Raw genomic sequence first — 26096 nt, forward strand, 5'->3', positions numbered from 1 at the left:
CCATGCGTAAAAAATTGAAAAATAAATACTAAATTTAACCACAAATGAATCGATTTTGAGCGCTTACTTAGCTATGCTCACTTTCATCCGCTGCAAGTGGTTCACTTTGCCCGCCCTATCCACCTTACCTTAAAAGCAGGTAACAGCATACTATTAAAACCTGGGTTTAAAGCCAAGGCAGGAAGTCACTTTTTGGCAACTATCGAGCCTATTAGTGCCACCTCAGAAGCACCAAACACCTATGCGCGTATAGTGGGCGATAAACGATATGAGCTAAGTAACCATTTAGGAAACGTACTAAGTGTGGTCACTGATCGAAAACTTGTTGCAGATCCACTTAATTTTACTAACTTTACTGCGGACGTTCTTACATATAGTGATTTTTATCCCTTCGGAAGCGTGCTCCCGAACCGACATGGTAGCTCAGATTCTTACAGATTCGGATTCCAAGGACAGGAAAAAGACGATGAGATTAAAGGAGAAGGAAATTCTTTGAACTATACCTTTAGAATGCATGACCCACGCGTGGGGAGGTTCTTTGCAAGAGACCCTTTAGAGAAAGCATATCCTTTTTATTCTCCATATCAGTTTAGTGGTAATAGACCTATAGATATGATTGAACTTGAAGGGCTAGAACCAACTTACACTAAAGATAAGGATGGAAATGCAATAGATAAAGACGGGGAAATACTAAAACAGGGAGACGAAAGAGAAGCTTCAAATTGGGACAATTTGTATCATGTTAGAACTGAAACCTATATTTTTCATTTAGGAAATGAAAATGCTCCTGAAGGGTTCTATACAGAATCAGGATATGAATATACTCAATTAGATACGGAAAATGGACAAGTATTGCCTCCGATGTCGTTTTGGGAAAAATTTCCAGCATATACTGAAGGAGCGCGGTCTTGGCATGGTAATGGAGTTGATTCCAAGGGTTATTTAACTGGAGAACCACCTTCTCCAGATATAACGTTAGCTTTTGGAATGTTTGGTGGCGGGAAAAGTAAACTCGCATCAGAAACTATCGTAATGATGGGCAACGCTAAAAAAACTGTAGCAGGTTGGACAATTTATCGAGGATTAAAAGAAGGAGAAGGGGGTAAATTTCTTTTATATATAGGCAAGGCAAAAAACGGCGTCCAAAATAGATATTCTTTAGGAAAACTTTCTGAATATTCTATACAAGCATTAAGTAAATTGCAAAAAATTCCCGATAATGGTACTGCTCTTGGAGTTGAACAATTAATAATGGAATTAAATGGATGGAAAGGAAAAGCTTCTAAAGTAGTAAAGCCTGTATTATCCAATAAAATAAATGCAACTATTAAGGATATATATAAGAGTCAAGGTAAATCATGGCTCGACGCAAATGTAGAGGATTGGGAAAAACTATTTAAGTTTCAATAAATATGAAAACAGAATTTTCAGGAAACATATATCGCATATCATTAGATTTTGATTTAGGTTTTGTATATGCTGAATTACTAGATTATACCGATGTTAGAGAATTTGATGGGATTTTGATACAAGTCTATAATTATATAGAAACAGGTAATGAAAAACAAATTGATATTGAAAAAATCAAATCTAATGAGATCCTTTTTGGACCTGTACCAATCAATAAGTATCCAAATAACAAAGGAAAGTTTGCTTGGAAATATATAGGGAAATCTAATAGTTATTCTAAAGAATTTCCTTGGTTTAAATCCTTTAGAGGCTTAATTAATAAAGATGATAACTGGAGCAATTTAAGCCCTTGGTTTAAAGCTAATATACACGGTATTGACTCTAATTCAATTGAATATAACTATGAGGACGTTCGAAGATTAGAAACGTTAATTTTAAATCACCCTGAAATGGTTAAAATCAAGGTAACGATGTTACTCTTAATTAATAAAGGTGAAATTGTGCGTGATTTTTATGATTTAACTAATATAGGAAATCGTAATATGTATATACAACTAATTAATACTTATTATGATAATAATAAAGTTGAAGAATTATTAAAGTACATTAACATACGGTTATAACCCCGTTGTTTCTCGCTCTGCGAAGTCAGTGACTTTAAAGCATAATAATTGTTCTAGTTTACGCTACCGCAAGTTTGCAACTTGTGGAGGTTACAGTAAAAACAAATTGAAAAAAATAAATACCTTTAACAAGTAAAACGTTCATTGAAAACTAGTCTTCAAAAGGCAAAAGATTCATATGCCTTCGGAAGCGTGCTCCCGAACCGCCATGGTAGCTCAGATTCTTACAGATTCGGATTCCAAGGCCAGGAAAAAGACGATGAGATTAAGGGCGAAGGGAATTCTTTGAATTACAAGTACAGGATGCACGACCCGAGAGTGGGACGGTTTTTTGCGGTTGACCCTTTGACAGCTAAGTATCCTTGGAACTCGCCTTATGCTTTTAGTGAAAATAGGGTTATTGATGGCATAGAGTTAGAAGGCTTAGAAGTTCAGCCATATCAATATTATTTATTTTATGAAGCTACTAAAGCAAAAATAAAGAAATGGATCGGTGATACCGATGCAGACTTTAAAAAAGGAATAAATGGTATGGTTAGTTCTGCGACGACAGATAAGCTTCATATAGCAATGGAACCAGATACTGAGAAACAACAGGAAATGGAAAATGAAAGGGTTCTAAATCAGATTAAAGCAACAAATTTAACTCTATTTACTTTTAATTCAGTTGCTTTAGTAGGTACTGAAACTATTGGTTCAATTCCTGGTTTAGATGTAGTTTTTGATCCGTATCATGCAGCCTTATATTCTGCTAAATATTCAGCCACAGGGGATATTGATGATGCGATTAGTGCCGGGGCTTATACTACTGCAATTGTTATTCCTTTAGCTAGTGGAGTTATAATTAAGTATGCATTAAAGGGCCCTGTAGAGAAGGCGATGTTTGAAGGAGGGGCTCATGGAAGAATTAAAAATTTAGTTGAAGGTGGTACTAATATAACTGAAAGAAATCATCTACCGTCGATAGATGCATTTAAACGAGCAGAATTAAACGTTGTTTCTGATTATTTAAAAAGTTCCCATCATATGCTGACGGGTGATCATAAGAACTTTATCACTACAGGAGCAAGTGATTTATCAAAAGCCTTTAGAGAAGCAGAAGCCACATTATTAAGAGAAGGTGATTTTATGGGAGCTTTTGACTTAAATGCAAACGCAATAAAAGCTCAATACGGAGATATATATAATAAAGCAATCGAACAGGCCAGAAAACATTATCAAGACAATGTTGTTCCTAAACTTAAGGAAGCAATAGATAATAAATAAAATTTAGTTAATATGATATATAAAACACATGAATCTTTGGGATATATTAATTTTAAGGATAGCCTAAATGATTTGCTTAATAAAATAGATGTTGAATATAAAAAAGGAAAAAAGGAATTCATGGGAACTTTTTATCCTACAATATATTTATTAAACGAGGATATTTTAATTGTATTTAAAGAAGATGGTAGTTTAATTGAATATATCGAAATTGGAAAAGGGAACTGTATTTTTAATGGTATTAATCTTTTTAAAACTAAATATTCGGAATTAGAAAAAAGAATATCTGAATTAGATAATAGTTTAGAATTTTCGGAAGGAGGATTTGATTCTCATAAATGTGGATTAGGCATATATAGAAGGTTCAGAAATGGCAAATATTCAATTTATCCTAAAAATCTTATATTTTTTAATAAAGACTATAAGAGTAAAAAGACACCTAGTACTGATGAAATCATTAATTTTTACTTAGGAAAAGCTAGAGGAAAATAGACCCTTGTAATTCCATATTATGTCCCTACTCCAAGTTTTTAATTTGTAGAGTTAAAAATTAACAATCAAAAGATAAAAGAAGCTATTTTATACATTGAGCAGCTTTTTGTTATTGCCAAAAAAAGGCATACATTTAATCTTCAAAAACGTTCATTGAAATTTATATTAACCTTGTCGAAATAACTAACCAATAGATTAGTCCCCCTTCGGAAGCGTGCTCCCCAACCGACATGGTAGCTCAGATTCTTACAGATATGGATTTAATGGTAAGGAGAAGGATGATGAAGTAAAAGGAGAAGGAAATAGTTATGATTTTGGAGCAAGATTAAATGATACGAGAGTTGGAAGATGGTTAACCTTGGATGGTAAACCTAAGTCAGACCAATCAAATTATGTTTTCACTAGAAATAACCCAATTATTTTTGTAGATCCTGATGGTCAAGACGATTGGTATTTCGACTTTACCACCAAAGCTACTTATGTAATTAGAAATGGGAAACCAAACCGTTATTTTATTACGGAATATATTTATACAGAGCCAAACGAAAAAGGCTTTTCGTTTGGACATCCCCAAAACAAACCATATAGCATAAATTCCAAAGCAATAAAGGAAGTGTTTACACAGAATATACCTCTATGGAACAAAGCTAGAAAAATGTACCCTATAGGTAGTGAACAAGAAAAAGAAATATATAATGCTTTCAAGAAAATAGATGAAAATGCCGTAGCAATGGTAGTTATGTCTCCGTTATTAGTATTAGGAGCTTTAGAAGCCCTTCCGTTTTTAGCAACTGAAGCAACTGTTTTAGCTGAAACAGGTGTTTTACAGACAACTTTAACAGAAGCTTTTGCTACCAATACCTTAAGGGTTGGGGCTATGAATGGAGGCACAGAGTTTGTAAGTCAATATGCGTCTAATGTGTTAATAAATAATGATTTTAGTTTAGGGAGTATTGATTATTTCGATGTTGGATTAAGTGCAGTTTCAAGTAAAATAGGCTCTCAACTAGGACAATCTTTTTTTGATTTTAAAGGAGGAGAGTTATCGATTAGTAGTCTAGAGAATGCTACTACAAATTTTATATTTAAGAAATCATCATCTAAATTAACGAGTAAATTCAACAATACAATAGGTAAGCCATTAGTTGATTTTTCTCCTTCAATGGGTACTTATCTTCAAGGGGCTGGGTTAACCGTTATAAAGACTACAACTAAATCCATTAACAAAAAGGTTAAAGAAGACCTAAACAGTAACAATGAAAAAAAACTTGAAAATGATAATTAATAAATTTTTTCATCAGAAATATAAAATTGTCATAATTGTTGTTGGTATTTTGGGTTTTATGCTTGTAAGAGGGAAGTATTTCAATAACAGAATAGAGAAAGAAGGGGTTTCTAGCATAGGATATGTTTATGATATTAATTGGGGAGGAAATACATCACCATTTTTATATTATACTTATTATGTTAATGATGAAAAACATAAGAATATAAAAAATTCAGAATCTTTTGAGAATCTAGACGATCGTTACGTGAAAAAATACTATCGTATCAAGTATTTAAAGGATAATCCAAAGAAAAGCATCATGTATTTAGATAAGAGAATAACAGACAGTTTATTAATAAATGAATTCATAGAATCCACTAAACGTTCAAGAAAAAAAGAAATAGAAACAGTGCGTAAAGAACAATTAGGGTTATAATTTGCCCCCGCTGTTCTCTCGTGTGCGCTACCGCTAACTTGCAGTTAGTGGCGGTAAGAGTAAGCAAAAAAAGAGAAAGCTTTTACAGAAATGTAAAGCCCCCCGCTAGCTCTAGTTTACCGTAATGGTAGTCACTAGTAAATACTAGTGACTACCAAGATTGATTGACAAAATTGAAAAATAATTCATAACATAGTTGAAGGCAAGTTAACTTCTTATTTCAAAAGTAAACCCTATAAAATCAAAATAAAGTCCTACTTTTATACTGTGTTTTTTGTTATTTTATCAGAAATAAAAATAAACACAAACGTTCTTACATATAAAGCCTTTGCAGGTGTTTTGAATACTATGCCTTCGGAAGCGTGCTCCCCAACCGACATGGTGGCTCAGATTCTTACAGATTCGGATTCCAAGGACAGGAAAAGGATGATGAGATTAAGGGGGAAGGTAACTCACTTAACTACAAGTACAGGATGCATGACCCTAGAGTGGGTAGGTTTTTTGCTGTCGACCCTTCAGCAAGAGAATTTGCATGGAATAGCTCATTTGCCTATAGTGAAAATAGAGTTATAGACAGAATTGAATTGGAAGGAATGGAAAGTTGGGATTATTTAGAACCAACTCCACATCAAAAAGAAGACACAAAAGTTCAGACTGCAACCAAAATAGCAAGCAATGTAGGAAAAAATATTTTAAATATGATTCCCTATGCCTTTAACATTGTAGAAGTTTTTGGAAGAGGAGGTCCAAGTAAAGTTATTAACTATCTTGAAAAGGATTTAGATAATCTATCGTATGGAATTGCAAGCGATATGATTAAAGCCAAACAAGAAGAAGGCATTTCTGAGTTTGGACAATATGCGATTGATAGAATTCAAAAACCTGAAGTTATTGAAGCCGCAGCTACCATAATTGTTACTGAGAAAATATCTAAATCAATTGTTGGAAATACGCCAAAACCGATTATTAGACAAAAACTTGCAACTGAGTTTTATAGAAAAGCGGGGTACATTGGAGAGAAAAGAGTAAATCACTTAAGTGGAATTAACTTTGAAATGCCTGTACAAACTGTAACTTTAAAAAAAGGAACTATCGTTCAACAATGGGTTGGTGAAAATGGTGTTGGAAGTTATTTCACTAATTTAGAAAATGGTTCAACACAAAATTTAGGGATTAGCTATAGCAATAGAGTTTTAAAACAATTTGAGTTGACTTCTGACGTAAAAGTTTTAAAAAGTACTGCGGCTGACCTAGGTGGAAATAAAGGTGGTGGATTACAATATTTTAGCCCTGAAATAAAAAACATTATAATGCCAATTGAGTAATGGACATATTAGAACTTATCGAATTAATACAAGACTTTTTAAATGAATTAGATGAATATGTAAAAAAATCTAATTATTACGATATTGAAAAAGAACCTTTGAGTAATTTTAAAAAGTCTTTGACTTTGTTGAAGATAGAAGTTATAAGTAACCCTGAAAGCATTAATATAAGAATTTTGAGGTCAATAAAGGATGTGTCCGGTTTAATTGTTAAGCAATTTGAAGAAACCGCTTTAGAAAGGAAAATTATTCAAATCACGAGTTTATTAAACAAAAGCATACCTGAATACAAGAATTTAGAGCCTTTAGGAATGACTTATGGTAAATATAATCCTATTTAAACTTTTATTCTTCGAATGCATGATTTTAAGAAAACTATAAAAAATAAGTTTAAAAGCTATTTTAGAAATGAAGTAGCTTTTTGATTTCGCATAAAAACCCATATATTTAACCAACCAAAACGTTCATTGAAATTTATACAAACCTTGTCGCAGCAACTAACCAATAGATTAGTCCCCCTTCGGAAGCGTGCTCCCGAACCGACATGGTAGCTCGGATTATTACAGATACGGCTTTAATGGTAAAGAGAAAGATGATGAAGTAAAAGGAGAAGGCGCGCAATATGATTACGGGTTTAGAATTTATGACCCTAGGTTAGGGAAGTTTTTGAGTACTGACCCTCTTTTTAAAGGCTATCCATATTATACACCTTATCAATTTGCTGGAAACACACCAATACAGGCAATGGATTTGGATGGTCTTGAAGAGTACTATTATTGGAATGATTTAAAGAAAGAATCTTCCAAAATTCAACTGGATTTAGTACCTATACCTTATAATCCTCCTGATGTTTCTGCTTTTGGATTTTATCGAACTAAAGAAGATGCTGAAAAATGGGGAAGACTTCCCTCTTTGAAGAATGAAAGAGAACAACACGTAGCTCAATTTAATAGAGCAGTTGAAGCCCATAACAATTATGTTCGAAATTCAAATCCTGTTTGGCTTTTAGGTACTCAATTTAACCCATTGGCAGGAACATATTCTTCCATTAAGAATTACTCAGAGGGTGAAAATTTTTGGGGTACAGTAGATTTAATTTTTGTAGCTCTTGAGGTGTCTCCTTTTTTAAAGGGAACAAAAGCGTTTAAATATAAAACATTAAATAGACTTCCATTAGAAAAGTTTGCCGAAAAAAGTGTTGAAGAATTTGGTCAAGTAGTTGAGAGAATATATAAATCAAGGAATAGACCTTCATTTAGAAACGGTGTAGTGGATAAAGTCTGGAATAAGGCTCAGGATGTCAACGGAAAAGTTTATGACCCATATACAGATGAATTAATTAGTTGGGATAAAACTCAAAAAAGAAGTTGGGATATGGGGCATAAGCCCGAACAGGAATGGCATAAACTTAGACAAGAGTATATAGATGGTGATATTACATGGGAGCAATTACTAGATGAGTATAATAATCCTGAAAGGTATCATCCGCAGACACAAAATTCAAATAGAAGCGGTAAATATGAAGGTTCCCCAAGACCTAATACAGAATAATGAGTTAACTTAAAATAGATAGAATGGAAATTTTCAAGGCAATAGCAAAAAAAGATAAAGAATTAGTAGCTGAATTTATTGAAATGAAGAATTGTAATATAAATAAAGTCAATGATTTTCACTCTAATTTATTAATGACTTCTATATTTGAGGGAGCTGGTGATATTTCTTTATATTTAATTGATAAAGGAATTAATTTATCTTATCAAAATCAGAATGGAGAAACAGTTCTACATTATTTAACCCATTATTATGATGAAAATGTATTACTAAAAGTTTTAGAAAAAGGAATTGACGTTAACATTAGTGATAAGTATGGCAATATTCCTCTGTGGTATGCAATCCATAATGATAAAGGTTTTGGAACTAGAAATGAAATGATTAAATTATTAGTGCATTATGGTTCTGATATAAATCACTTAAATAATGTGAATAAAAGTGTTATTCAAATGGCAAAAAACAGAGGTTATCCTAATGTGATTGAAATATTAGAGAAGACCACTTAAAAATCGCTTAATAAACTTCCCCCGCTACCGCTAGTTTCTAAAACTAGTGGCGGTAAGAATAAGCAAAAACAATAACAAGTTAAACCCGCTGTTCTCTAGTGTACGCTACCCCCCCGCTAGCGCTAGTTTGTAACTAGTTCCTTACCCCTACTGGTGCTAGTTTACCGTAATGTCTGTCGCTAGTATTTACTAGTGACTACCAAGATTGGTTGACAAAATGGAAAAATAATTCATAAAATAGTTGTAAGCAAGTTAATTTCTTATTTCAAAAGTAAACGCTATAAAATCAAAATAAAGTCCTACTTTTATACTGTGTTTTGGTTTAGAAATAAAAACGAACAAAAACCTAAAATATGGTAAGTTTTTGAGAAATTTAAAAACACAAACGTTCTTACACATAAAGCCTTTGTAGGTGTTTTGAATATTATGCCTTCGGAAGCGTGCTCCCGAACCGACATGGTGGCTCAGATTCTTACAGATATGGATTCCAAGGACAGGAAAAGGATGATGAGATTAAGGGTGAAGGTAACTCACTTAACTATAAGTACAGGATGCATAACCCTAGAGTGGGTAGGTTCTTTGCTGTTGACCCATTATTTAAAGAATATCCACACAATAGCTCTTATGCATTTAGTGAAAACAGAGTTATAGATGGAGTTGAATTAGAAGGTTTAGAATTTTCACCGTATTCTATAGGAAAGGCTGTTGCTAGCAATAGAAAAGCTTACGAGAAAGCTAATAATAATCCTGAAAAGCTAGCAGAGTTAAGGAGGACTGAAATGGCAGCTTTTACCCTTGTAACAGCTCCTGCATTGGTACTCAAGCCCATACAAATAGCTTTTTTAGGTTTAGCTATGGGAGACTTAAGTATGGGGATTAATAAATCTGAAGAAGCCAATAAGGCAGAAGAATTGGGTAATTTTCAAAGAGCTCAATCTTTGAGAAACGAAGTAGGAGAATTGTCTAATGGAGCTATCTTTGAACTTTTTGGAGCAGGTTTAGGATATACTTTAGGAAAAATTGCTAAATTAAAAAATATTACTAGAGTTAAATTAGATAATTCAAATGTAGTGAACAAAACTTTTGTTGAAGCAGGGTACTTTCCTCCTTACAAAGCAGATATTACTTTAGGTGTAATAAAAACACCTAACGAAATAGATAACCTTGTAAGATTATCGGGGTCTAATAATGTTGAAGGAGCTTGGTTAACAACTGCTAAAGAAGTAGAGGGACTAAGTGCTATACAATTAAAAGATAAATTTTCATTGAAATATGAACCTACTTTAATTACTCCTGTTTCAATTAAGCCAGGTTCTACTGTAAGAGTTGGAGAAGCTGCTGCTGTTGAAGGATTTGGGACTAGTGGAGGTGGTTTTCAAATAGAGGTTTTAGAAGGAGGGGTAAATTACGGAACCTCAAAAGTTATAAAATAATTAATATGAATAATAGTAAATTTCACAAGTATAATAATAATTTTTTTATAAATAATAAGTTACTGATAGAAGTTCCCGCTTTGATTAAAAATTTCTTAATTATTAATGATTTAATTATATTACTTATTGACTCCGACGAATTAAAAGATGATAAAAATATAATTTGTTATAATTTAAAAGGTAAACTGATATGGCAAATAGGAGAAGTTTCTAAATTACATGATAGAAATTATTTTACTTCTATTTATATCAATAAAAATAATGAACTTCAAGCCTATAATTTAAATGGGGTTGAAGTTACAATTAATATTAAAAATGGTTCAATTATTAAAAAAGAATTAATTAAATAGAAATCCAGCTCCACCGCTAGCGCTAGTTTGTAACTAGTGTCGTCAAAGATTTAGAGACAAAAGTTAAAAAAACCAAAAACTACTTTTAAAATTGAGCAGCTTTTATATCATCATATAAAAGTATATATTTAAAGTATAAATGTTCTTTGAAAACGGTCTTTCCAAGGCAAAAAGATGTAAATCCCTTCGGAAGCGTGCTCCCGAACCGCCATGGCTCTAGTGATAGCTATCGCTACGGCTTTCAGGGGCAGGAAAAGGATGATGAGATTAAGGGCGAAGGAAATTCTTTGAACTTTACTTTTAGAATGTATGACCCTAGGGTGGGTAGATTTTTTACACCTGACCCATTAACAGATAAATATCCTTGGTATACACCTTATAGTTTTGCTGGAAACAAGGTAATACAATACAAAGAGCTAGAAGGATTAGAAGAGTTGATTGCACAAATCGATGATGAATCTCGAATGCCTGCTATGTCAACTGTAAATGGTGAAAAAATAATGTTAAAATTATTTAAGTATGCTATTAAACAAGGACAGCAATATGCTAGTAATGCATCTTATCAGTTTGCTTTTTCAAAATTAAATGATGGATGGAAAATGGGAGATAATGGTACAAAATATAATGTCTTTACTTTAAGGAATTCTCATAATTTAAAAGTAGTAGAAGATATGATTGATGGAAAACCAGTTAAATATAATTTGGCTGTTGCAAATAAAGGGAATCAACATTTTTCTACATCTAATGTTCGTAATCACGTTGATGGGTTTAAAAGTAAAGGATGGGAAAAGACCTCTAAAATATTAGGGAAAGCAGATGGGATACTCAAGATTACAAGTTATGCTTCATTTATGACAGATGCAATGGACGGAGATGCAAATGGTCTCATGGACACTGCTCTCAGTTATGCAACTGGAAATCCTTTTGTTTCATTAGTTACTTCAGAGGCTCGAAAAATAACGATGAGTTCTATTAATGACACCAAAATGTATTTAGATAGAGTGTTGACTGAAGGAATGACTTCAAAAGGAATGCAGACTACTTCAACATATGTTTCTATGCAACAACAAGCGCAAAGAACAAGTTTCTTTGATGATTTTCAAGTATTAAGAGTTCCTACATCTATTGTTGCTTCATATTTAGCTGGAGACATAAAAGATTATTCCCAAATGAAAGATTTAATCTTTACTGCTATTGAAAATGGAGAGGAAGAAAATAGTGGGTTCTTGATGCAATTTACAGATGATAATGTGATTATTAGACATATATTTATAGATGATTCTAATTCTAAACCGGCAAATAGCAATGATTAATATATATGGCAAAAACGGCATATTTTTCTTTAGTTATTTCGATAATATTGTTTTTAACTTACTTAATTATTAAAATATTTGATTTAAAATTCAATGAGGATATATTGTTCTATTTATCAGCAGTCATTTTGTTTGTATCAATTGTTTTGTTTAGAAAATTAAATACGGAGGAAGTCATTTTTTTATCAAAAAAAGAAGGAAAATATGATGAAGTATTAAGAATTAAATATGACGAATTATTAATTAAAACAATTGATAAAAAGAATGATAATGAGAATGCCTACGACGATATTGATTTTAATAGAATAGATTCTCTTTTAGTTCATGATTCTAATAATAAGTATATTAGAAGATATTTCATTGTCTATGTGTCAAAAACTAAAAAGAGAAGTTATTGTAGTCAACCATTAAATATTGATATAAAGACTCTTGAAATTAAATTGTATTTGGAAAAAAATATAAATCTTTATATTGATACAATGAGTGGGAATTATTTTTTCGGTTTAGATTTTTTAAAACAATGAAATTGTATGATGATTAAAATTTTAATTTTATTAGTAAGTGTTTCCATTTCATGTAATAATGAAAAAAGCAGATCTAATGATTGTGAAATTAATTTTCAATCTGTTGGGATTAGAGATTTTAATTTGGGGGAACAATATAATCAATTATTGACAACGTTAAATAATTATTCTGAAACTCAGTTAGAAGGAGATTCCAGTTTAATCCTATTTGACGAGTATTCTACTGTTTGTAGCGAGAAGAAAAAGGTAAGCTATAAATTAATATTGAAAGATAAGGTATTGATTGGATATACGTTTATGGTAAAAATAGAAAATAGCAGAAAAGGATTAGAAGCCTTTAAATTACTTTTAAATGATGCCAAAAAAGATAATGATTTCATAAAAGAAGAAAAATATTCTCATATGAAAACTTCAAATAATTGTAAGCGCTTTATCAGAACCCATTCTATTGGTTCAGAAGAATATATTTTTGGAGGAATTCATCTCTTGTAAAAGCTTTTTTTGTGTTTGCTATAAAAAGATATATATTTAATCTGCTAAAACGTTCATTGAAATATAAGCTGAGTTTGTAGAAGTAACTAGCCAAAAGATTAATATGCCTTCGGAAGCGTGCTCCCGAACCGACATGGTAGCTCAGATTCTTACAGATACGGATTCCAAGGACAGGAAAAGGATGATGAGATTAAGGGGGAAGGTAACTCACTTAACTACAAGTACAGGATGCATGATCCGCGTGTTGGACGATTCTTAGCTGTAGATCCATTGAGTACTAACTATCCTTGGAATTCGTCTTATGCTTTTAGTGAAAACAGAGTTATAGACAGAGTTGAATTGGAAGGAATGGAAAGCGATTTAACAGCCGATAAGAAGAGAAATTTCTTTGACTACATGATATTGGATATTAAGATACAAATGAGCAGCTTTTTTGGTTTTGGTTTTTCAGATATTAAAGATTTAGAAGATTTAGCAGAATCCAATAGAGATGAAGAAGCTTTAATCAAGGCGCAAAATTATCGTGATAATAATTTAAAGAATTTAAAAAAGTCAACTAAAGCTCTTAACGGCCTCTCAACGATGTTAGGAACTAGTTTAGTTACTGGTTATACTTTACCTGTTTGGGGACCTGTTGTAGGGGGCGAACTTTTATTGTTTGCAGAATCTGGACCTGTTTGGTCTCAATATTTCACTAGTGCATATACATCAGGATTTACCTTAAATACTATAGAAAGTGGAGTATATATTGGTTTAGGAAATTTCACAGGTCAAATGATAGCAAATGATTTTAAGATAGATGAAAACATTGATTTTGCAGACCCAATTATTGCAGGTTCAACTGGAGGTTTTGGATCTTTGTTAGGAGAGTCCACAATCAAACTTAATTTTGATTCTGAGGGTATGCATTTTGGTTTTGAAAAGACAGAAGATATAATGAAAAATATTTTTTTTAATAGTTTAGGAGGTAAAGTTTCAGACGAAATCAATTTTATTTTCAAACCCTTAAAGGAATTTAGTCCAACTGTTGTAAATCCTATAGTTGATTTTGGTTTTGGTTCTGTAATTGAAGCGGGTGAAAATGTGTTAGGAAATGAAGCTGCTGATCTTTCAAATAGTTCTAAATCCAAAAATAAAACTACAAATGTTAAAAAATAATAGGGTTTATATTATAATTTCATTAATAATATTTTTACTTATTTTTCAATATTTTTTTAATAAGAGTATAAAAGATGATATTAATGAAAATAAAGTTGAAACAGTCGCAAAAGTCATAAAAGTAAAGATTGGTGGTAAAATTAAATGTTCAGTTGTATATAAGTTTAAATATTTAAATAAATTTTATGAACATTCCAAATCTGTAAGTTGTGATGATTATAAAAATTATGAAAACAAGTATTATCGTGTAATTTTTTCATCTAAAGATTTAGAGCGTAGTTTTCTTTTACTAGATGAAGAAATTAAGTATTCTTCAGTTCCAGATAATCTAAAGGAGATTTTTTAGTATTACAACGGCAATTTTTTAAGTCTGGTATTAAAGATTGGCGGTCATGTGTAAAAAATAAGTGAAAAAAGCATACATTTAAAGTGCAAAAGTTCTTTGAAAACAACCTTTTTAGGGCAAAAAGATTTGAATACCTTCGGAAGCGTGCTCCCGAACCGACATGGCAGCTCAGATTCTTACAGATATGGATTTAATGGTAAGGAGAAGGATGATGAAGTAAAAGGAGAAGGCGCGCAATATGATTACGGGTTTAGAATTTATGACCCTAAGTTAGGGAAGTTTTTGTCTCAAGACCCTTTGTTTGCAAGTTATCCATGGCTTACTCCGTATCAATTTGCTGGTAATAGTCCTATTTGGGCAATTGATCTAGATGGTCTTGAAAGTAGAATTGTTACTATTTGGAATGGAGGACAAAAAGTAATTAGGAAAGGAGAGTATGAAGTAGAACATGGTAATGGTTCTTGGCAACAACTAAAAACAAGTTATTATACTGCATTTGCTAATAATGAAGGTTGGAAAACAGGAAAACAATCGTATCATGGTTCTACTTCTGGATGGAATGGCCCTGCAAATGGTACGCTTACCATAGATGCTACAGGCAGTGCAGCAAAAATATCCTTTTTCAAGGCTGGTAAAATGGAAGCTTTTAAAGAATCTCTTTCCTCGGGTAAGCAAGCTGCGAAAGACCTGTTTATTAGTCCAACAGATTCTAGAGGAAAGGCTTTTAAAGAGACTTTTTGGACATTTACTGGTTCGGTAGCAACAGCTCCATTGTCAGGTGGGTTTGCAATAACAAAAATTAATAAGATAACACCTTTTGTCTTTGCCAAACAAAGTTTTCAAATGGGGTTAATAAAAACAGGGATTAGTGCTGGAAGTCAATATATTATTAATGATAATATAAATTTTGTCGGGGCACTTTCAGACGGTTATTTAACTACTGGAACAGGTTCATTTATTGGGTCTGCTTTTGAAATTAACTATGACTTTAAAAATGATAGTTTCAGCAGAAAGTTAATCTTTGGAAAAGGGGAGCATTCAAAATCGATGCAAGATTTTTCTATAGAATTTGGAACCTCATTGTTTTTTGGTTCAAGAAACGATTACTTCGGAAAACATATTAACGCTTCAGAAACCGAAGGATTGGCCAAAGGACTGGCAACAGGAATGTTAGAAGCTTCCGGGCAATTAGGTAATTATGGAACTCAAACTGGGATTAAAGAAAAGTAATGGAATAATGTATTTATGAAATTTTTTAAGCGCAATATTGTAAGTATAATATTAATAGTGTTTTTCCTTGCATTATCAATTAGAATGTTTTTAGGACACTCTGACAGAGTAAATTCTTTACAAGGAAAAGTTTTATTTACTATTTCAAAAATTACTTTTTTAGAACAAGGTAAAGGTGGTCCTTGGTATAATTATAGTTTTGTTTATCTTCGTAAAGTTTATAGCTCAAGAATTATATTGGGGGAATTGTCCAAAGAGTCTAAAGAGATACAAAAATCTTACATAGGTAAAAAATACTTTGTTAAGTTCAGTGTAGAAAAACCAAAGTATAGTGAATTGTATTTAGACAAGCCGGTACCAGAAGATTTTGTATATAAAGAAGGGCAAACGTGGGAAAAGCTACCCGCTCTCCCATAGAGTGCGCCATCGCTAAGTTTGCAACTTGTGGTTAAAGATTGGTACAGGAGTAAGAAAAACATAAAAGCTTTTACGGAAACGTAAAGGCTTTTTTATTGCCCTAAAGCGAAGCCTCATTCTTGGTAAAGAAATCCTTGAATTTTTTAGAGGTCAGCATCTTGTCAATCATTTTAAATATAATGGCGCTTTTATCGTTATTAAGTTCAGAAATCAATCGCAACTGTTGCTGTGCATGCTTATCTTCAAAAACAACCTCTTAGGTAAATGTCATAATACAACTCCACACTTTCAATTTAACTATAGTTTTAAAAATTTCAATTAGATTTGTTGCTTATAAATTATACATTTTAGGTAATAATTCATGAAAAAAACCACCTTATTACTCACCTTGTTTAAGCAATTTATCCGCGAAAGCGAAACAGGTAAGCGACTAAAAAAGAACGGTGAAAGAATAACAAAAGGCTCAATTGAAAATTACAAATCTACACTAAAATTACTGCAAAAGTTTAGCTTGAACACAGGTTTTGAATTACGTATTTGTGACGCTTCCAAACTAAATAAAAGGGAACTACTTTCTGAAAAAAACTATTGGAAAAAATTCTATAAAAATTTTACTGAATATTGCTATAAAAATAATCTATACGATAATTATGTGGGGCATAACATAAAGATTATCAGGACTTTTTTTCATTACTTAAAAGATGATAGAGACCTAAACACTGGAGATTTTCAAAGACTTTTTTATGTTCGTAAAGAAGAAATAGATATTTTAGTATTGTCGCCCGAGCAACTCAAGTTCTTAATACATGATAAAGATTTTGAAAGCAGCCTCACCCCTGCTTTAAAGCGTATTAAAGATGTTTTTGTATTTGGTTGTACTACTGGTTTGCGCTTTTCGGATATTTATAGACTAACTAATAAAAATTTTGAACAGCAAAACAAGGATTGGTATTTAAAAATTAAATCTCAAAAAACCAAAACCTATAGCTTTATTAAACTACCAAAATATGCTATTGATATTTATAAAAAAAATATATCAAAATCGTCCAAAGTATTTGTTTTTAAACCAATTACCTTATTCATTTTTAATCGAACTCTAAAACAAATAGGTGAAAAAGCGGGTTATACAAACCCCATTGAAATGACCCGTGAAAAACAAGGCGTAACCAAAATAGTAAACAAAAACCCAGGGATCAAACAACTTCGTTTTTGCGATAAAATGAGTTCCCATATGATGCGTAGAACAGCAATCACTACACTACTAATTTTAGGCATGCCAGAACATTTAGTGCGTAAGATAAGTGGTCATAGCTATACTAGTAATTCTTTTAATAGATATGTGCATTATGCCCAGGGGTATATAGATAAAGAAATAGATAAAGTGCATAAAAAATTAGAAATTTATTGATTTAAAATAAAGTGGGTAATTCGTTGAGTATAAAACAAAACAACAACATATGCCATTGTTTTACAGTATATTATGAAATTATGGGTATAAGCGTCATTGCTTTTTAGATTTTAAACACCAGATCGTATTTTGATCAATTAAATATGGGTTATTGGATTCGTATTTGAATTGTTCGGCAGTTTCAGAAGTTGGATTGAATTTACTAAGACCACCATCCCAGATGCATACCCTTATTGAGCGATAAAAGCTTCTAAAAGATAGACTGTTTTATTGAAACCTATTTTGGCTATATGCCGTCTTTTGATGGAAGTATTTTACGAGTTTAAATTGCATCAATATTGTATGATAATAAACTTCCCTTACGAAGAATTAAGTTTACAGCTTAGCAAAATTTATTATCCGAACTGAAAATTCATAGAGATTAAAGGCAATTGGAAAGAATTGGTATCAATAAAAATGTAACCGTTAAAATAGCAAAATGTTGTACCTATGTTGTACCTGACTTTTTTTAGAGGCTCATTTTAAACAAAAAAAGCCGAAGATTTCTCTCCGGCTTTTGTGCGGGCGGGGAGACTCGAACTCCCACACCTCGCGGCATCAGATCCTAAGTCTGACGTGTCTACCAATTCCACCACGCCCGCATTTCAATATTTTAACACTTTTTATTTCGCTATGTCCTAAGTCTGGCGTGTCTACCAATTCCACCACGCCCGCTAAAGGTGTGCAAATATAATCAAGATTTTTAAATTGCAAACTTATAACAGCTAAAAACATTCATTTTTTTATACTTTTAATTGCTGAAAACAAACATCCTTTTTCCGCTTATTTTAAAAAAAACATTCTAATGAAGAAGATTTCCCTAGCAATAACGGTCGCTTTAATTGTTTCAAATATTTTGAACGCTCAATTTAAAGAAGAACCGGCCATTTTAAAAACCAGCACCGATTCTATTTTTGGCACCTATACCATCCCAGAGCTAAAAAACAATCCGCCCATTGTTTTAATTGTAGCTGGTTCTGGGCCAACCGATAGAAATGGCAACAACCCCATGATGGTAAACAATTCCTTAAAAATGCTTGCTGAAGGTCTAGCGCAACAAGGTATCGCATCATTACGATTCGATAAACGCGGCATTGGCGAAAGCAAAAACGCAGGTGTTTCTGAAGGCGATTTAAGGTTTGAAGACTATATTAACGATGTAAAAGCATGGAGCAAATTAATTAAAGAAGATCAACGCTTTTCACAACTAATCATTTTAGGGCATAGCGAAGGTGCACTTATTGGCATGATGGCTTCACAAGAAAAAGAAGTTTCTAAATTTATTTCGGTTGCTGGCGCTGGTTTTCCGGCAGCCGACATATTACGAAAACAATTAAAGGAACAACCGCCATTTGTACTCGACATGTGCGCCCCCATTATTGAAAAACTCGAACAGGGCCAAACCGTGAACAATGCCCCCGAAATGCTTTATACCTTATTCCGCCCTAGCGTACAACCGTACTTAATTTCATGGTTTAAATACCATCCGCAAACAGAAATTGCGAAATTAAACATGCCTATTTTGATTGTTCAAGGCACCACCGATATTCAAATAGGTGTTGAAGATGCTGAAAAACTATCGGAATCAAACAAATTGGCAAAAAAAGTAATCATTGAAGGCATGAATCACATTCTTAAAGAAGCCGATGCCGATAGAACCAAAAACATTCAAACATACAGCAATTCCAAATTACCCTTAAAAGAAGGATTGATTTCAGAAATTGTAAGCTTCATCAACCAAAAATAACAGAAGCATAGCCTAACATCAAACTTAAAACATCTAAATTCCATACCTTTGAAATATTAAAAAAACGTCTTTATGAATAAAATCCAAGCTTACATCGAAACCCATAAAAACCGCTTTATAAACGAATTGATCGAATTGCTAAAAATTCCATCCATTAGTGCCGATTCCGCTTATAAAAATGATGTTTTAAAAACCGCCGATGCCGTTAAAATAAGCCTAGAAAAAGCAGGTTGCGACACCGTTGAAATTTGCCAAACCGCTGGTTACCCCATTGTATATGGCGAAAAAATAATAGCCGAAAACCTCCCAACCGTTTTAGTTTATGGGCATTACGATGTACAACCACCCGACCCCATCAATTTATGGGATTCGCCACCATTTGAACCCGTAATTAAAACCACCCCATTACACCCCGAAGGTGCCATTTTTGCGCGTGGTGCCTGCGATGATAAAGGCCAAATGTACATGCACGTAAAAGCCATGGAGTTTATGACGGCAACCAACCAACTGCCATGCAACGTAAAATTTATGATTGAAGGCGAAGAAGAAGTGGGCAGTGCCAATTTAGCGACATTTGTAAAAAACAATCAGGAAAAACTAAAAAACGATGTCATCCTTATATCCGATACGGGCATGATTGCCAAGGATGTGCCATCCATCACCACCGGTTTGCGCGGTTTAAGCTATGTAGAGGTGGAAGTTACAGGCCCCAATCGCGATTTGCACTCCGGACTTTACGGTGGCGCGGTGGCAAACCCCATTAACGTTTTAGCGAAAATGATTGCTTCGCTTCACGATGAAAACAACCACATCACCATTCCTGGGTTTTATGATAAGGTTGAAGCACTTTCAAAAGAAGAACGTGCAGACATGGCAAAAGCCCCTTTCAATTTAGAAAATTATAAAAAAGCCCTGGACATTGAAGCGGTTTATGGCGAAACGGGCTACACCACCAACGAACGTAATTCCATTAGGCCAACTTTGGATGTGAACGGCATTTGGGGCGGTTACACGGGCGAAGGTGCCAAAACCGTTATTGCCAGTAAAGCCTATGCCAAAATATCGATGCGCTTGGTTCCGCACCAAGATTGGGAGGAAATTACCCAACTATTCAAAACCCATTTTGAAAACAGCGCCCCAAAGGGCGTTACCGTAAAAGTGAAACCGCATCATGGTGGCCAAGGTTATGTTACTCCAATAGATAGCATCGGCTATCAAGCAGCTAGTAAGGCCTACCAAGATACTTTTGGCAAAACCCCGATACCGCAACGCAGTGGCGGCAGCATCCCCATTGTGGCGCTTTTCGAGCAAGAACTAAAAAGCAAGACCATTTTAATGGGCTTCGGGTTGGATAGCGATGCCATACACTCACCAAACGAGCATTTCGGCATTTTCAACTATTTAAAAGGCATCGAAACCATTCCACTGTTTTACAACTATTTTACCCAACTTTCAAAATAATTAGGGCGTTTCCGCTGCCCCCTTCGCCAGCCACTGCATGCGGTCGGGCTATACGCTATATCTTTTTTGCAAACCCTCCGTTTCACTCCGGGTTTGCAAAAAAGGATGCCGCTTCTATCCCTAACGCAGGTTCTTAACCCATTATGAAAAACCAACACAGCAACCACCTTCTTCAACTTACATTAGCGACCTTATTTGTTAGTACTTCTGGTGCTTTAGGAAAATATATCGATTTACCAATTCCGGTGGTTATATGGTGGCGGTGTTTTTTGGGAGGACTTTTTTTATATGTTTTTTGCAGATATAAAAAATTCGATTTAAAAATTCATTCCAAAAAAGACTTTTATTCCATTCTTTTAAGTGCACTTTTAATGGGCGCCCATTGGATAACCTATTTCTATGCCTTAAAACTATCAAATGTGGCCATTGGTATGTTATCGCTGTTTGCTTATCCCATTTTTACGGCACTTTTGGAGCCTTTTTTTATGAAGGTAAAATTCGATCCGTTTTACATCCCATTGGGTTTTATGGTTTTATTGGGTATTTACCTGCTTGCGCCCGAATTTAATCTGGAAAACACCCATGTACAAGGTGGGCTGTTTGGGCTGCTATCCGCCTTATGCTATACGTTGCGCAATCTTATTTCAAAAAAACTCATCAACCTTTACAATGGTACGCGCATTATGTTTTACCAGGTTGTTGCGCTAGTGTTTGTGCTGTCTCCAAGTTTACTTTTTATGGACAGCTCCAATATTGGCACACAATTTCCGTATGTTTTAACATTGGCGCTTATAACAACCGCACTTGGGCATACCATGCTAGTAAGTAGCCTAAAGCATTTTTCGGTTAGCACTGCAAGTATCATAAACAGTACACAGCCTGTTTTTGGGATTATCATGGCCTTTTTCTTTCTAAATGAAATCCCAACATTGCACACTTACATTGGCGGTTCGCTTATTCTGGCAACGGTTGTTATTGAAAGTGTGCGTACTAGAAATAAATAGTTTTACGCTATCTGGTTGTATGATTTGCAATTTCTGCCTATTATTACTCGTACTTTTTATCACAAATGGCTCCCAAATGGAACTTATCCAAAAGAACAACATCAGCCACAACCGTATTGAAAATCGTATCCCGTATGTTACCGGAAGTGTAAATAACATCGTTACCATTTTGGCACAATTGATAACTAGCTCGCTCCGTTTCATTTATAGGAATAGAACACGTTGTACAATCTTCATTGTTATCTTTTTCATTGTCCTCTTTTGAGCATGCAACTATTAAAAGCGATGCACTTAAGCAACATAAACTAATTTTAAAAGTTTTCATTGGTTACCATTTTAAGTTAAACATTATTCATTCATACATCTAATAAATTTCAAAATGTCATCACTCAAATTTTTTAAAAACTGTTTCGGTAAAAAAAAGTGCATGGGTTGTTAAAAAGCAGGAATGTTTTTTTTATAAATTTTTGTAACAAAATGGCAGCTTTAGCGTTCTAATAGGCAATCTGTCCTGTGCCCATTCAAAGGACCAATCAAAAAAAAAATCTCATGTTAAAAGAGTTTTTCATTATTTGTTCCGGTTCCGATACCGATATTTTAGAACAATGCTCTAAAGGCGAACAAAACAAATATGCGGGTATTGGCGCTACCGTATTTTTTACGGCATTAATGGCATTTATTGCGGCCAGTTTTGCGCTTTATACGGTTTTCGATAATTTATATACTTCTATATTTTTCGGACTTATTTGGGGTTTGCTTATCTTTAATTTAGACCGTTACATTGTATCGACCATTAAAAAAACAGGCCGGGTTTTAGATGAACTTATACAAGCATCGCCCCGAATTTTATTGGCAGTAATTATTGCCATCGTGATATCAAAACCATTAGAACTTAAAATTTTTGAAAAGGAAATAAACCAAGTATTGTTGGAACAGAAAAACGATTTAACACTGGCCAACAAAACCCAAATTGCAAAACAATTCAACCCAAACATTGAAAATTTAAACAAAAACATCACCGCTTATCAACAGGAAATAGCAACCAAGGAAGCTGAGGTAAATGCCCTTTACAACACCTATATCGCCGAAGCTGAAGGAACTGCCGGTACCAAATTATTGGGCAAAGGCCCTGTTTACAAAGAAAAACGCGATAAACATGATGCCCTTTTGGCCGAACTCCAACAACTTAAAGTGGATAACAAAGCAAAAATTGCGGCGATAGAATCTCAAATTACCAAACTAAAAGGCGATTACGAAACACAGGTTGTAAGCTCGCAACCCATCATCAATAATTTTGATGGTTTAATGGCGCGCATAAATGCTTTAGGCAAGTTACCTTGGTTGCCTTCGTTATTCATATTCCTGCTGTTTTTGGCAATTGAAACATCGCCCATATTGGCAAAATTATTATCGCCAAAAGGGGCTTACGACTTTAGGTTGGAAGACCAAGAAATGGCCATTCAAACAACCATCCTTCAAAACAAAAACCAAAGCGATGCGATGTTACGAACAGATTTTGCCCTTAACGACCGCATTTATCGCGATTTGGAAAATGAAGAGGAATTGTACACCTATAAACGCAAAAAAGCAAGGGAACTGTTGCAACTACAAGCAGAAGCCTTTTTTAAGCGCCAAAAAAACGTTTTGTAAATTATGCTGCCGATTCGGTTTTGAAATGGTTGTATAAATCTTCACAGCCCAAACCTATAATGGCCAAGTTTTTCTGCTTAGCGATGGCTTCCTTGTGCAGTTCGGATAGAGCAATAACCCCAAAACGGTCTATGCTTTCAACATCTTCAATGCTAATGGTTAAGGAGTTCACCTTTTCAAAAATGTTTTTGAACTCGCTTTTAAATAGCTCTAAATTGTTCTTGTTAAGCGCACCTTTAATTTTAAAAAAATTGTTGCAATGTGAAATTTTTAGTTCCATAATAAGTGATTTTTAAATGATTAAACAATAAATTTGGGCTATTAATTAATTGATAATAAAGTAAATATAAAAACCAAAGCTTTGTTTGTACAATTTAATCGACCAATAGAATTTAACTTTAGTTAAAAAAACCAATGGTGCTAATTTTATCGATGAGTAGCATCTATTAAACATGGGATTTCGTTATTTTTACCGCCATCTAAAAATGATTTATAGCTTATATATGAAAAAAATACTTGTATTATTTTGCCTCATTTCTGCCTTTAGTGGCTTTTCGCAAAACGAAGAACAGGACAAAAAAGACATTCAGGCGGTTTTAAAGGCCCAAAGAATAGCGTGGTCCAAACATGACATGGAAGGCTATATGGAAGGCTACTGGAAAAGCGACTCGCTTAAATTTTACGGAAAAAACGGCTTGACATTAGGTTGGGAAAACACCTTGGAACGTTATGAAAAAAGCTACCCTACCGACGAGCACACGGGTAAACTAAGCTACAAAATAAACGACATTACCAAAATAAGTGACGATGCCTATTATGTATTGGGCGAATACCACATAAAACGCGAACTGGGAAACGCCGATGGCATTTTTATGCTGGTGTTTAGAAAGATTAATGGCGAATGGAAAATCGTTGCAGATACGTCGTGTTAGTTCAATAGTTAGGGGCAAGCTAAAAGACAATCAATCAGAATATTGACAAATGAAAATTAAGACAATAAAAATTAAAAACTTCAGGAGCTATAAAGACGTAGTTGAAATCAAATTTGGGGACTTGACCACTTTTGTTGGAAAAAACGATATTGGTAAATCAACAGTTTTGGAAGCTCTTGACATTTTTTTTAATGACGGAAAAGGCGTTATCAAACTTGATAAAGAGGATGTTAACAAACAAGCTCTTTCCGAAGGTGACACTGAAACAATTATATCAGTTTGCTTTGAAGAATTACCATTAAGCATTGTTATTGACAGTACAAACCAAACAACCTTGCAGGACGAATATCTTTTAAACTCAAGCAATGAGCTCGAAATAGTAAAAAAATATTCAAATGGCGGTAAGGAGAAGGTATTTGTAAATGCTAATCACCCAATAGGAAATAATTGTAAAGACCTGTTATTAAAGAAAAATACTGAGCTTCAAAAAATTATAAGAGATAATACAATTCCTTGTAGCAATCAGACTATTAATGCTGTTATGAGAGCTGCTATTTGGCAACATTACGGTTCGGAACTTGAATTAGCCGACATTGAAATCGATGTTACTAAAGGAGATACAAAGTCAATTTGGGATAAATTACAAACATACTTGCCTATGTATTCTCTATTTCAATCCGACAGAAAAAACAGTGATGGAGATAGTGAAGTTCAAGACCCTTTAAAAGAAGCGGTAAAACAAATATTAAATGATGCATCTCTAAAAACCAAATTTGACGAAATCGCAACCGAAGTAAAAAACAAGTTGCAGGATGTGGCAACTCGTACTTTAGCAAAAATTCAGGAAATGAATCCTGAAATCGCAAGTAGTTTAAATCCTATAATTCCTGCAACTGACAGTTTGAAATGGGCTGATGTATTCAAAAGCGTTTCTATAACAGGTGATGAAGATATTCCCATTAATAAAAGAGGTAGTGGTGTTAAACGACTAATACTATTGAACTTTTTTAGAGCTGAGGCAGAAAGAAGAAGAACACAAGAAAATATTCCAAGTATTGTTTATGCAATTGAAGAGCCAGAGACTTCACAACATACTGAACATCAAAAAAAACTAATTAAGGCTTTTATAGACCTTTCGAATACGGCAAATACACAAGTAATAGTTACAACTCATAGTCCAGCATTAGTTAAAGAGTTAGAGTTTCAGCATTTAAGACTTGTAAAGTCAAGTCCTACGACAAAAACAATTGAAAATGTATTGCCAAATAGGTTACCCTATCCATCTTTGAATGAAGTCAATTTTTTAGCATTTTCGGAAATTACAGAAGAGTATCACAATGAACTTTATGGATATATTGAATTAGAAAGTGAGATGACTAATTATAGAAATGGTAAAACAACTATGCAGTATAATAAATTGAGAAAAGATGGTGTAACAATCGTTGTTGAAAATATCGTTTTGACTGATTATATACGACACCAAATTCATCATCCCGAAAACACAAACAATACTAGATATACAAATCAACAATTAAGTGACTCAATAGACTTAATGAGAGATTTTATAATGACATTAACACCATAAAAAGTCAGCCCCAAACAATGTATAAAAAATAGGAGAAATAATGATAAAATCAAGGCTTTTGACTCCTATCAAAGTTTGTGCTTAACCGAAAGTTTTGTGCTTCGAAACCGCCTACTTTCCATACACATAAA

General features: G+C 33.5%; 24 protein-coding genes, 1 tRNA gene and 5 pseudogenes. 27 read left to right on the forward strand and 3 right to left on the reverse strand.

The window, feature by feature from the left end; translation table 11 throughout:
• The first annotated feature begins 96 nt into the window (after positions 1–96).
• The 21 genes and pseudogenes from GQO80_RS10120 to GQO80_RS10215 all read left to right on the forward strand — a co-directional run bounded on the left by GQO80_RS10120 (position 97) and on the right by GQO80_RS10215 (position 17547).
• Entirely contained in the window at positions 97–1410 is a 1314-nt protein-coding gene (locus GQO80_RS10120) for an RHS repeat domain-containing protein (RefSeq protein WP_198037760.1), read from the forward strand.
• Between the two features lie 2 nt (positions 1411–1412).
• Complete coding sequence (locus GQO80_RS10125; protein ID WP_157208247.1) at positions 1413–2033, forward strand: Imm26 family immunity protein; 621 nt, start codon at positions 1413–1415, stop codon at positions 2031–2033.
• Between the two features lie 144 nt (positions 2034–2177).
• The gene (locus GQO80_RS10130; protein WP_157208248.1) at positions 2178–3299 is read left to right on the forward strand and encodes an RHS repeat domain-containing protein; all 1122 of its coding nucleotides are present in this window, start codon (positions 2178–2180) and stop codon (positions 3297–3299) included.
• A 12-nt stretch (positions 3300–3311) separates the two neighbouring features.
• Positions 3312–3791, forward strand: a complete 480-nt coding sequence (locus GQO80_RS10135) for a hypothetical protein (protein WP_157208249.1) — start codon at positions 3312–3314, stop codon at positions 3789–3791.
• Positions 3792–4002: 211 nt separating this feature from the next.
• A pseudogene (locus GQO80_RS10140) lies at positions 4003–5076 on the forward strand (RHS repeat-associated core domain-containing protein); the annotation flags it as partial.
• Complete coding sequence (locus GQO80_RS10145) at positions 5066–5494, forward strand: hypothetical protein (protein WP_157208251.1); 429 nt, start codon at positions 5066–5068, stop codon at positions 5492–5494. The pseudogene GQO80_RS10140 and the gene GQO80_RS10145, both read left to right, overlap by 11 nt.
• Before the next feature lie 356 nt (positions 5495–5850).
• Positions 5851–6819, forward strand: a pseudogene (locus GQO80_RS10150) (hypothetical protein); the annotation flags it as partial.
• Positions 6819–7160, forward strand: coding sequence for a hypothetical protein (locus GQO80_RS10155; RefSeq protein WP_157208253.1), 342 nt, complete (start codon positions 6819–6821; stop codon positions 7158–7160). The pseudogene GQO80_RS10150 and the gene GQO80_RS10155, both read left to right, overlap by 1 nt.
• A 184-nt stretch (positions 7161–7344) precedes the next feature.
• A pseudogene (locus GQO80_RS15960) lies at positions 7345–7569 on the forward strand (RHS repeat-associated core domain-containing protein); the annotation flags it as partial.
• A complete protein-coding gene (locus tag GQO80_RS10160; RefSeq protein WP_317163236.1) occupies positions 7564–8370 on the forward strand; it encodes an HNH/ENDO VII family nuclease in 807 nt (268 codons plus the stop codon). The pseudogene GQO80_RS15960 and the gene GQO80_RS10160, both read left to right, overlap by 6 nt.
• A 23-nt stretch (positions 8371–8393) precedes the next feature.
• Positions 8394–8876 (forward strand): ankyrin repeat domain-containing protein, encoded by a 483-nt coding sequence (locus GQO80_RS10165; protein WP_157208255.1) that lies wholly within the window; start codon positions 8394–8396, stop codon positions 8874–8876.
• Between the two features lie 434 nt (positions 8877–9310).
• Positions 9311–10309 (forward strand): annotated as a pseudogene (locus GQO80_RS10170) (hypothetical protein); the annotation flags it as partial.
• 5 nt (positions 10310–10314) lie between these two features.
• Positions 10315–10659, forward strand: a complete 345-nt coding sequence (locus GQO80_RS10175; RefSeq protein WP_157208257.1) for a hypothetical protein — start codon at positions 10315–10317, stop codon at positions 10657–10659.
• A gap of 146 nt (positions 10660–10805) precedes the next feature.
• Positions 10806–11972: an RHS repeat domain-containing protein gene (locus GQO80_RS10180; protein WP_198037762.1), complete on the forward strand. Its 1167-nt coding sequence runs from the start codon at positions 10806–10808 to the stop codon at positions 11970–11972.
• Between the two features lie 5 nt (positions 11973–11977).
• On the forward strand, positions 11978–12496 hold the full coding sequence (locus GQO80_RS10185) for a hypothetical protein (RefSeq protein WP_157208259.1): 519 nt from the start codon (positions 11978–11980) through the stop codon (positions 12494–12496).
• A 6-nt stretch (positions 12497–12502) separates the two neighbouring features.
• The gene (locus tag GQO80_RS10190) at positions 12503–12988 is read left to right on the forward strand and encodes a hypothetical protein (RefSeq protein ID WP_157208260.1); all 486 of its coding nucleotides are present in this window, start codon (positions 12503–12505) and stop codon (positions 12986–12988) included.
• A 114-nt stretch (positions 12989–13102) separates the two neighbouring features.
• Positions 13103–14146, forward strand: a pseudogene (locus GQO80_RS10195) (RHS repeat-associated core domain-containing protein); the annotation flags it as partial.
• On the forward strand, positions 14133–14492 hold the full coding sequence (locus tag GQO80_RS10200) for a hypothetical protein (protein ID WP_157208262.1): 360 nt from the start codon (positions 14133–14135) through the stop codon (positions 14490–14492). The pseudogene GQO80_RS10195 and the gene GQO80_RS10200, both read left to right, overlap by 14 nt.
• Before the next feature lie 96 nt (positions 14493–14588).
• Positions 14589–15722, forward strand: coding sequence for an RHS repeat domain-containing protein (locus tag GQO80_RS10205; protein ID WP_198037763.1), 1134 nt, complete (start codon positions 14589–14591; stop codon positions 15720–15722).
• Positions 15723–15737: 15 nt separating this feature from the next.
• Complete coding sequence (locus tag GQO80_RS10210; protein ID WP_157208264.1) at positions 15738–16139, forward strand: hypothetical protein; 402 nt, start codon at positions 15738–15740, stop codon at positions 16137–16139.
• A 361-nt stretch (positions 16140–16500) separates the two neighbouring features.
• The gene (locus GQO80_RS10215) at positions 16501–17547 is read left to right on the forward strand and encodes a tyrosine-type recombinase/integrase (RefSeq protein WP_157208265.1); all 1047 of its coding nucleotides are present in this window, start codon (positions 16501–16503) and stop codon (positions 17545–17547) included.
• Positions 17548–18106: 559 nt separating this feature from the next.
• On the opposite strand, the gene GQO80_RS10220 is transcribed toward GQO80_RS10215, so the two are convergent.
• Positions 18107–18188, reverse strand: a tRNA-Leu gene (locus GQO80_RS10220).
• A gap of 203 nt (positions 18189–18391) precedes the next feature.
• On the opposite strand from GQO80_RS10220, the gene GQO80_RS10225 reads away from it, so the two are divergent.
• From GQO80_RS10225 to GQO80_RS10235, 3 genes are all read left to right on the forward strand, one after another.
• On the forward strand, positions 18392–19333 hold the full coding sequence (locus tag GQO80_RS10225) for an alpha/beta hydrolase (protein ID WP_157208266.1): 942 nt from the start codon (positions 18392–18394) through the stop codon (positions 19331–19333).
• Between the two features lie 72 nt (positions 19334–19405).
• Positions 19406–20794 carry a dipeptidase gene (locus GQO80_RS10230; RefSeq protein ID WP_157208267.1) on the forward strand — a complete coding sequence of 463 codons (1389 nt, stop codon included), beginning with the start codon at positions 19406–19408 and terminating at the stop codon, positions 20792–20794.
• 143 nt (positions 20795–20937) lie between these two features.
• A complete protein-coding gene (locus GQO80_RS10235) occupies positions 20938–21798 on the forward strand; it encodes a DMT family transporter (RefSeq protein ID WP_157208268.1) in 861 nt (286 codons plus the stop codon).
• A 43-nt stretch (positions 21799–21841) separates the two neighbouring features.
• Here the strand turns inward: GQO80_RS10235 and GQO80_RS10240 are convergent, their stop codons facing one another.
• The gene (locus tag GQO80_RS10240; protein WP_157208269.1) at positions 21842–22123 is read right to left on the reverse strand and encodes a hypothetical protein; all 282 of its coding nucleotides are present in this window, start codon (positions 22121–22123) and stop codon (positions 21842–21844) included.
• 224 nt (positions 22124–22347) lie between these two features.
• Here GQO80_RS10240 and GQO80_RS10245 point away from each other — a divergent pair, with 224 nt between their 5' ends.
• Entirely contained in the window at positions 22348–23448 is a 1101-nt protein-coding gene (locus GQO80_RS10245; protein ID WP_157208270.1) for a DUF4407 domain-containing protein, read from the forward strand.
• A 1-nt stretch (position 23449) separates the two neighbouring features.
• Here GQO80_RS10245 and GQO80_RS10250 read toward each other — a convergent pair whose 3' ends face one another.
• Positions 23450–23728, reverse strand: coding sequence for an STAS domain-containing protein (locus tag GQO80_RS10250; RefSeq protein ID WP_157208271.1), 279 nt, complete (start codon positions 23726–23728; stop codon positions 23450–23452).
• A gap of 223 nt (positions 23729–23951) precedes the next feature.
• On the opposite strand from GQO80_RS10250, the gene GQO80_RS10255 reads away from it, so the two are divergent.
• Complete coding sequence (locus GQO80_RS10255; RefSeq protein WP_157208272.1) at positions 23952–24380, forward strand: YybH family protein; 429 nt, start codon at positions 23952–23954, stop codon at positions 24378–24380.
• Between the two features lie 49 nt (positions 24381–24429).
• Positions 24430–25965, forward strand: a complete 1536-nt coding sequence (locus GQO80_RS10260) for an ATP-binding protein (protein ID WP_157208273.1) — start codon at positions 24430–24432, stop codon at positions 25963–25965.
• The last annotated feature ends 131 nt before the right edge of the window (positions 25966–26096 follow it).

Source organism: Mariniflexile maritimum, assembly GCF_009746565.1.
In the GTDB taxonomy this organism is placed as follows: Bacteria; Bacteroidota; Bacteroidia; order Flavobacteriales; family Flavobacteriaceae; genus Mariniflexile; species Mariniflexile maritimum.

What these genes read in the sequence shown, in the direction of transcription:
- GQO80_RS10125 (WP_157208247.1), top strand. Translation starts at nt 1,413, where the DNA reads ATGAAAACAGAATTTTCAGGAAACATATATCGCATATCATTAGATTTT.
- GQO80_RS10135 (WP_157208249.1), top strand. Translation starts at nt 3,312, where the DNA reads ATGATATATAAAACACATGAATCTTTGGGATATATTAATTTTAAGGAT.
- GQO80_RS10145 (WP_157208251.1), top strand. Translation starts at nt 5,066, where the DNA reads ATGATAATTAATAAATTTTTTCATCAGAAATATAAAATTGTCATAATT.
- GQO80_RS10155 (WP_157208253.1), top strand. Translation starts at nt 6,819, where the DNA reads ATGGACATATTAGAACTTATCGAATTAATACAAGACTTTTTAAATGAA.
- GQO80_RS10160 (WP_317163236.1), top strand. Translation starts at nt 7,564, where the DNA reads ATGGATTTGGATGGTCTTGAAGAGTACTATTATTGGAATGATTTAAAG.
- GQO80_RS10165 (WP_157208255.1), top strand. Translation starts at nt 8,394, where the DNA reads ATGGAAATTTTCAAGGCAATAGCAAAAAAAGATAAAGAATTAGTAGCT.
- GQO80_RS10175 (WP_157208257.1), top strand. Translation starts at nt 10,315, where the DNA reads ATGAATAATAGTAAATTTCACAAGTATAATAATAATTTTTTTATAAAT.
- GQO80_RS10185 (WP_157208259.1), top strand. Translation starts at nt 11,978, where the DNA reads ATGGCAAAAACGGCATATTTTTCTTTAGTTATTTCGATAATATTGTTT.
- GQO80_RS10190 (WP_157208260.1), top strand. Translation starts at nt 12,503, where the DNA reads ATGATGATTAAAATTTTAATTTTATTAGTAAGTGTTTCCATTTCATGT.
- GQO80_RS10200 (WP_157208262.1), top strand. Translation starts at nt 14,133, where the DNA reads ATGTTAAAAAATAATAGGGTTTATATTATAATTTCATTAATAATATTT.
- GQO80_RS10210 (WP_157208264.1), top strand. Translation starts at nt 15,738, where the DNA reads ATGAAATTTTTTAAGCGCAATATTGTAAGTATAATATTAATAGTGTTT.
- GQO80_RS10215 (WP_157208265.1), top strand. Translation starts at nt 16,501, where the DNA reads ATGAAAAAAACCACCTTATTACTCACCTTGTTTAAGCAATTTATCCGC.
- GQO80_RS10225 (WP_157208266.1), top strand. Translation starts at nt 18,392, where the DNA reads ATGAAGAAGATTTCCCTAGCAATAACGGTCGCTTTAATTGTTTCAAAT.
- GQO80_RS10230 (WP_157208267.1), top strand. Translation starts at nt 19,406, where the DNA reads ATGAATAAAATCCAAGCTTACATCGAAACCCATAAAAACCGCTTTATA.
- GQO80_RS10235 (WP_157208268.1), top strand. Translation starts at nt 20,938, where the DNA reads ATGAAAAACCAACACAGCAACCACCTTCTTCAACTTACATTAGCGACC.
- GQO80_RS10240 (WP_157208269.1), bottom strand. Translation starts at nt 22,123, where the DNA reads ATGAAAACTTTTAAAATTAGTTTATGTTGCTTAAGTGCATCGCTTTTA.
- GQO80_RS10245 (WP_157208270.1), top strand. Translation starts at nt 22,348, where the DNA reads ATGTTAAAAGAGTTTTTCATTATTTGTTCCGGTTCCGATACCGATATT.
- GQO80_RS10250 (WP_157208271.1), bottom strand. Translation starts at nt 23,728, where the DNA reads ATGGAACTAAAAATTTCACATTGCAACAATTTTTTTAAAATTAAAGGT.
- GQO80_RS10255 (WP_157208272.1), top strand. Translation starts at nt 23,952, where the DNA reads ATGAAAAAAATACTTGTATTATTTTGCCTCATTTCTGCCTTTAGTGGC.
- GQO80_RS10260 (WP_157208273.1), top strand. Translation starts at nt 24,430, where the DNA reads ATGAAAATTAAGACAATAAAAATTAAAAACTTCAGGAGCTATAAAGAC.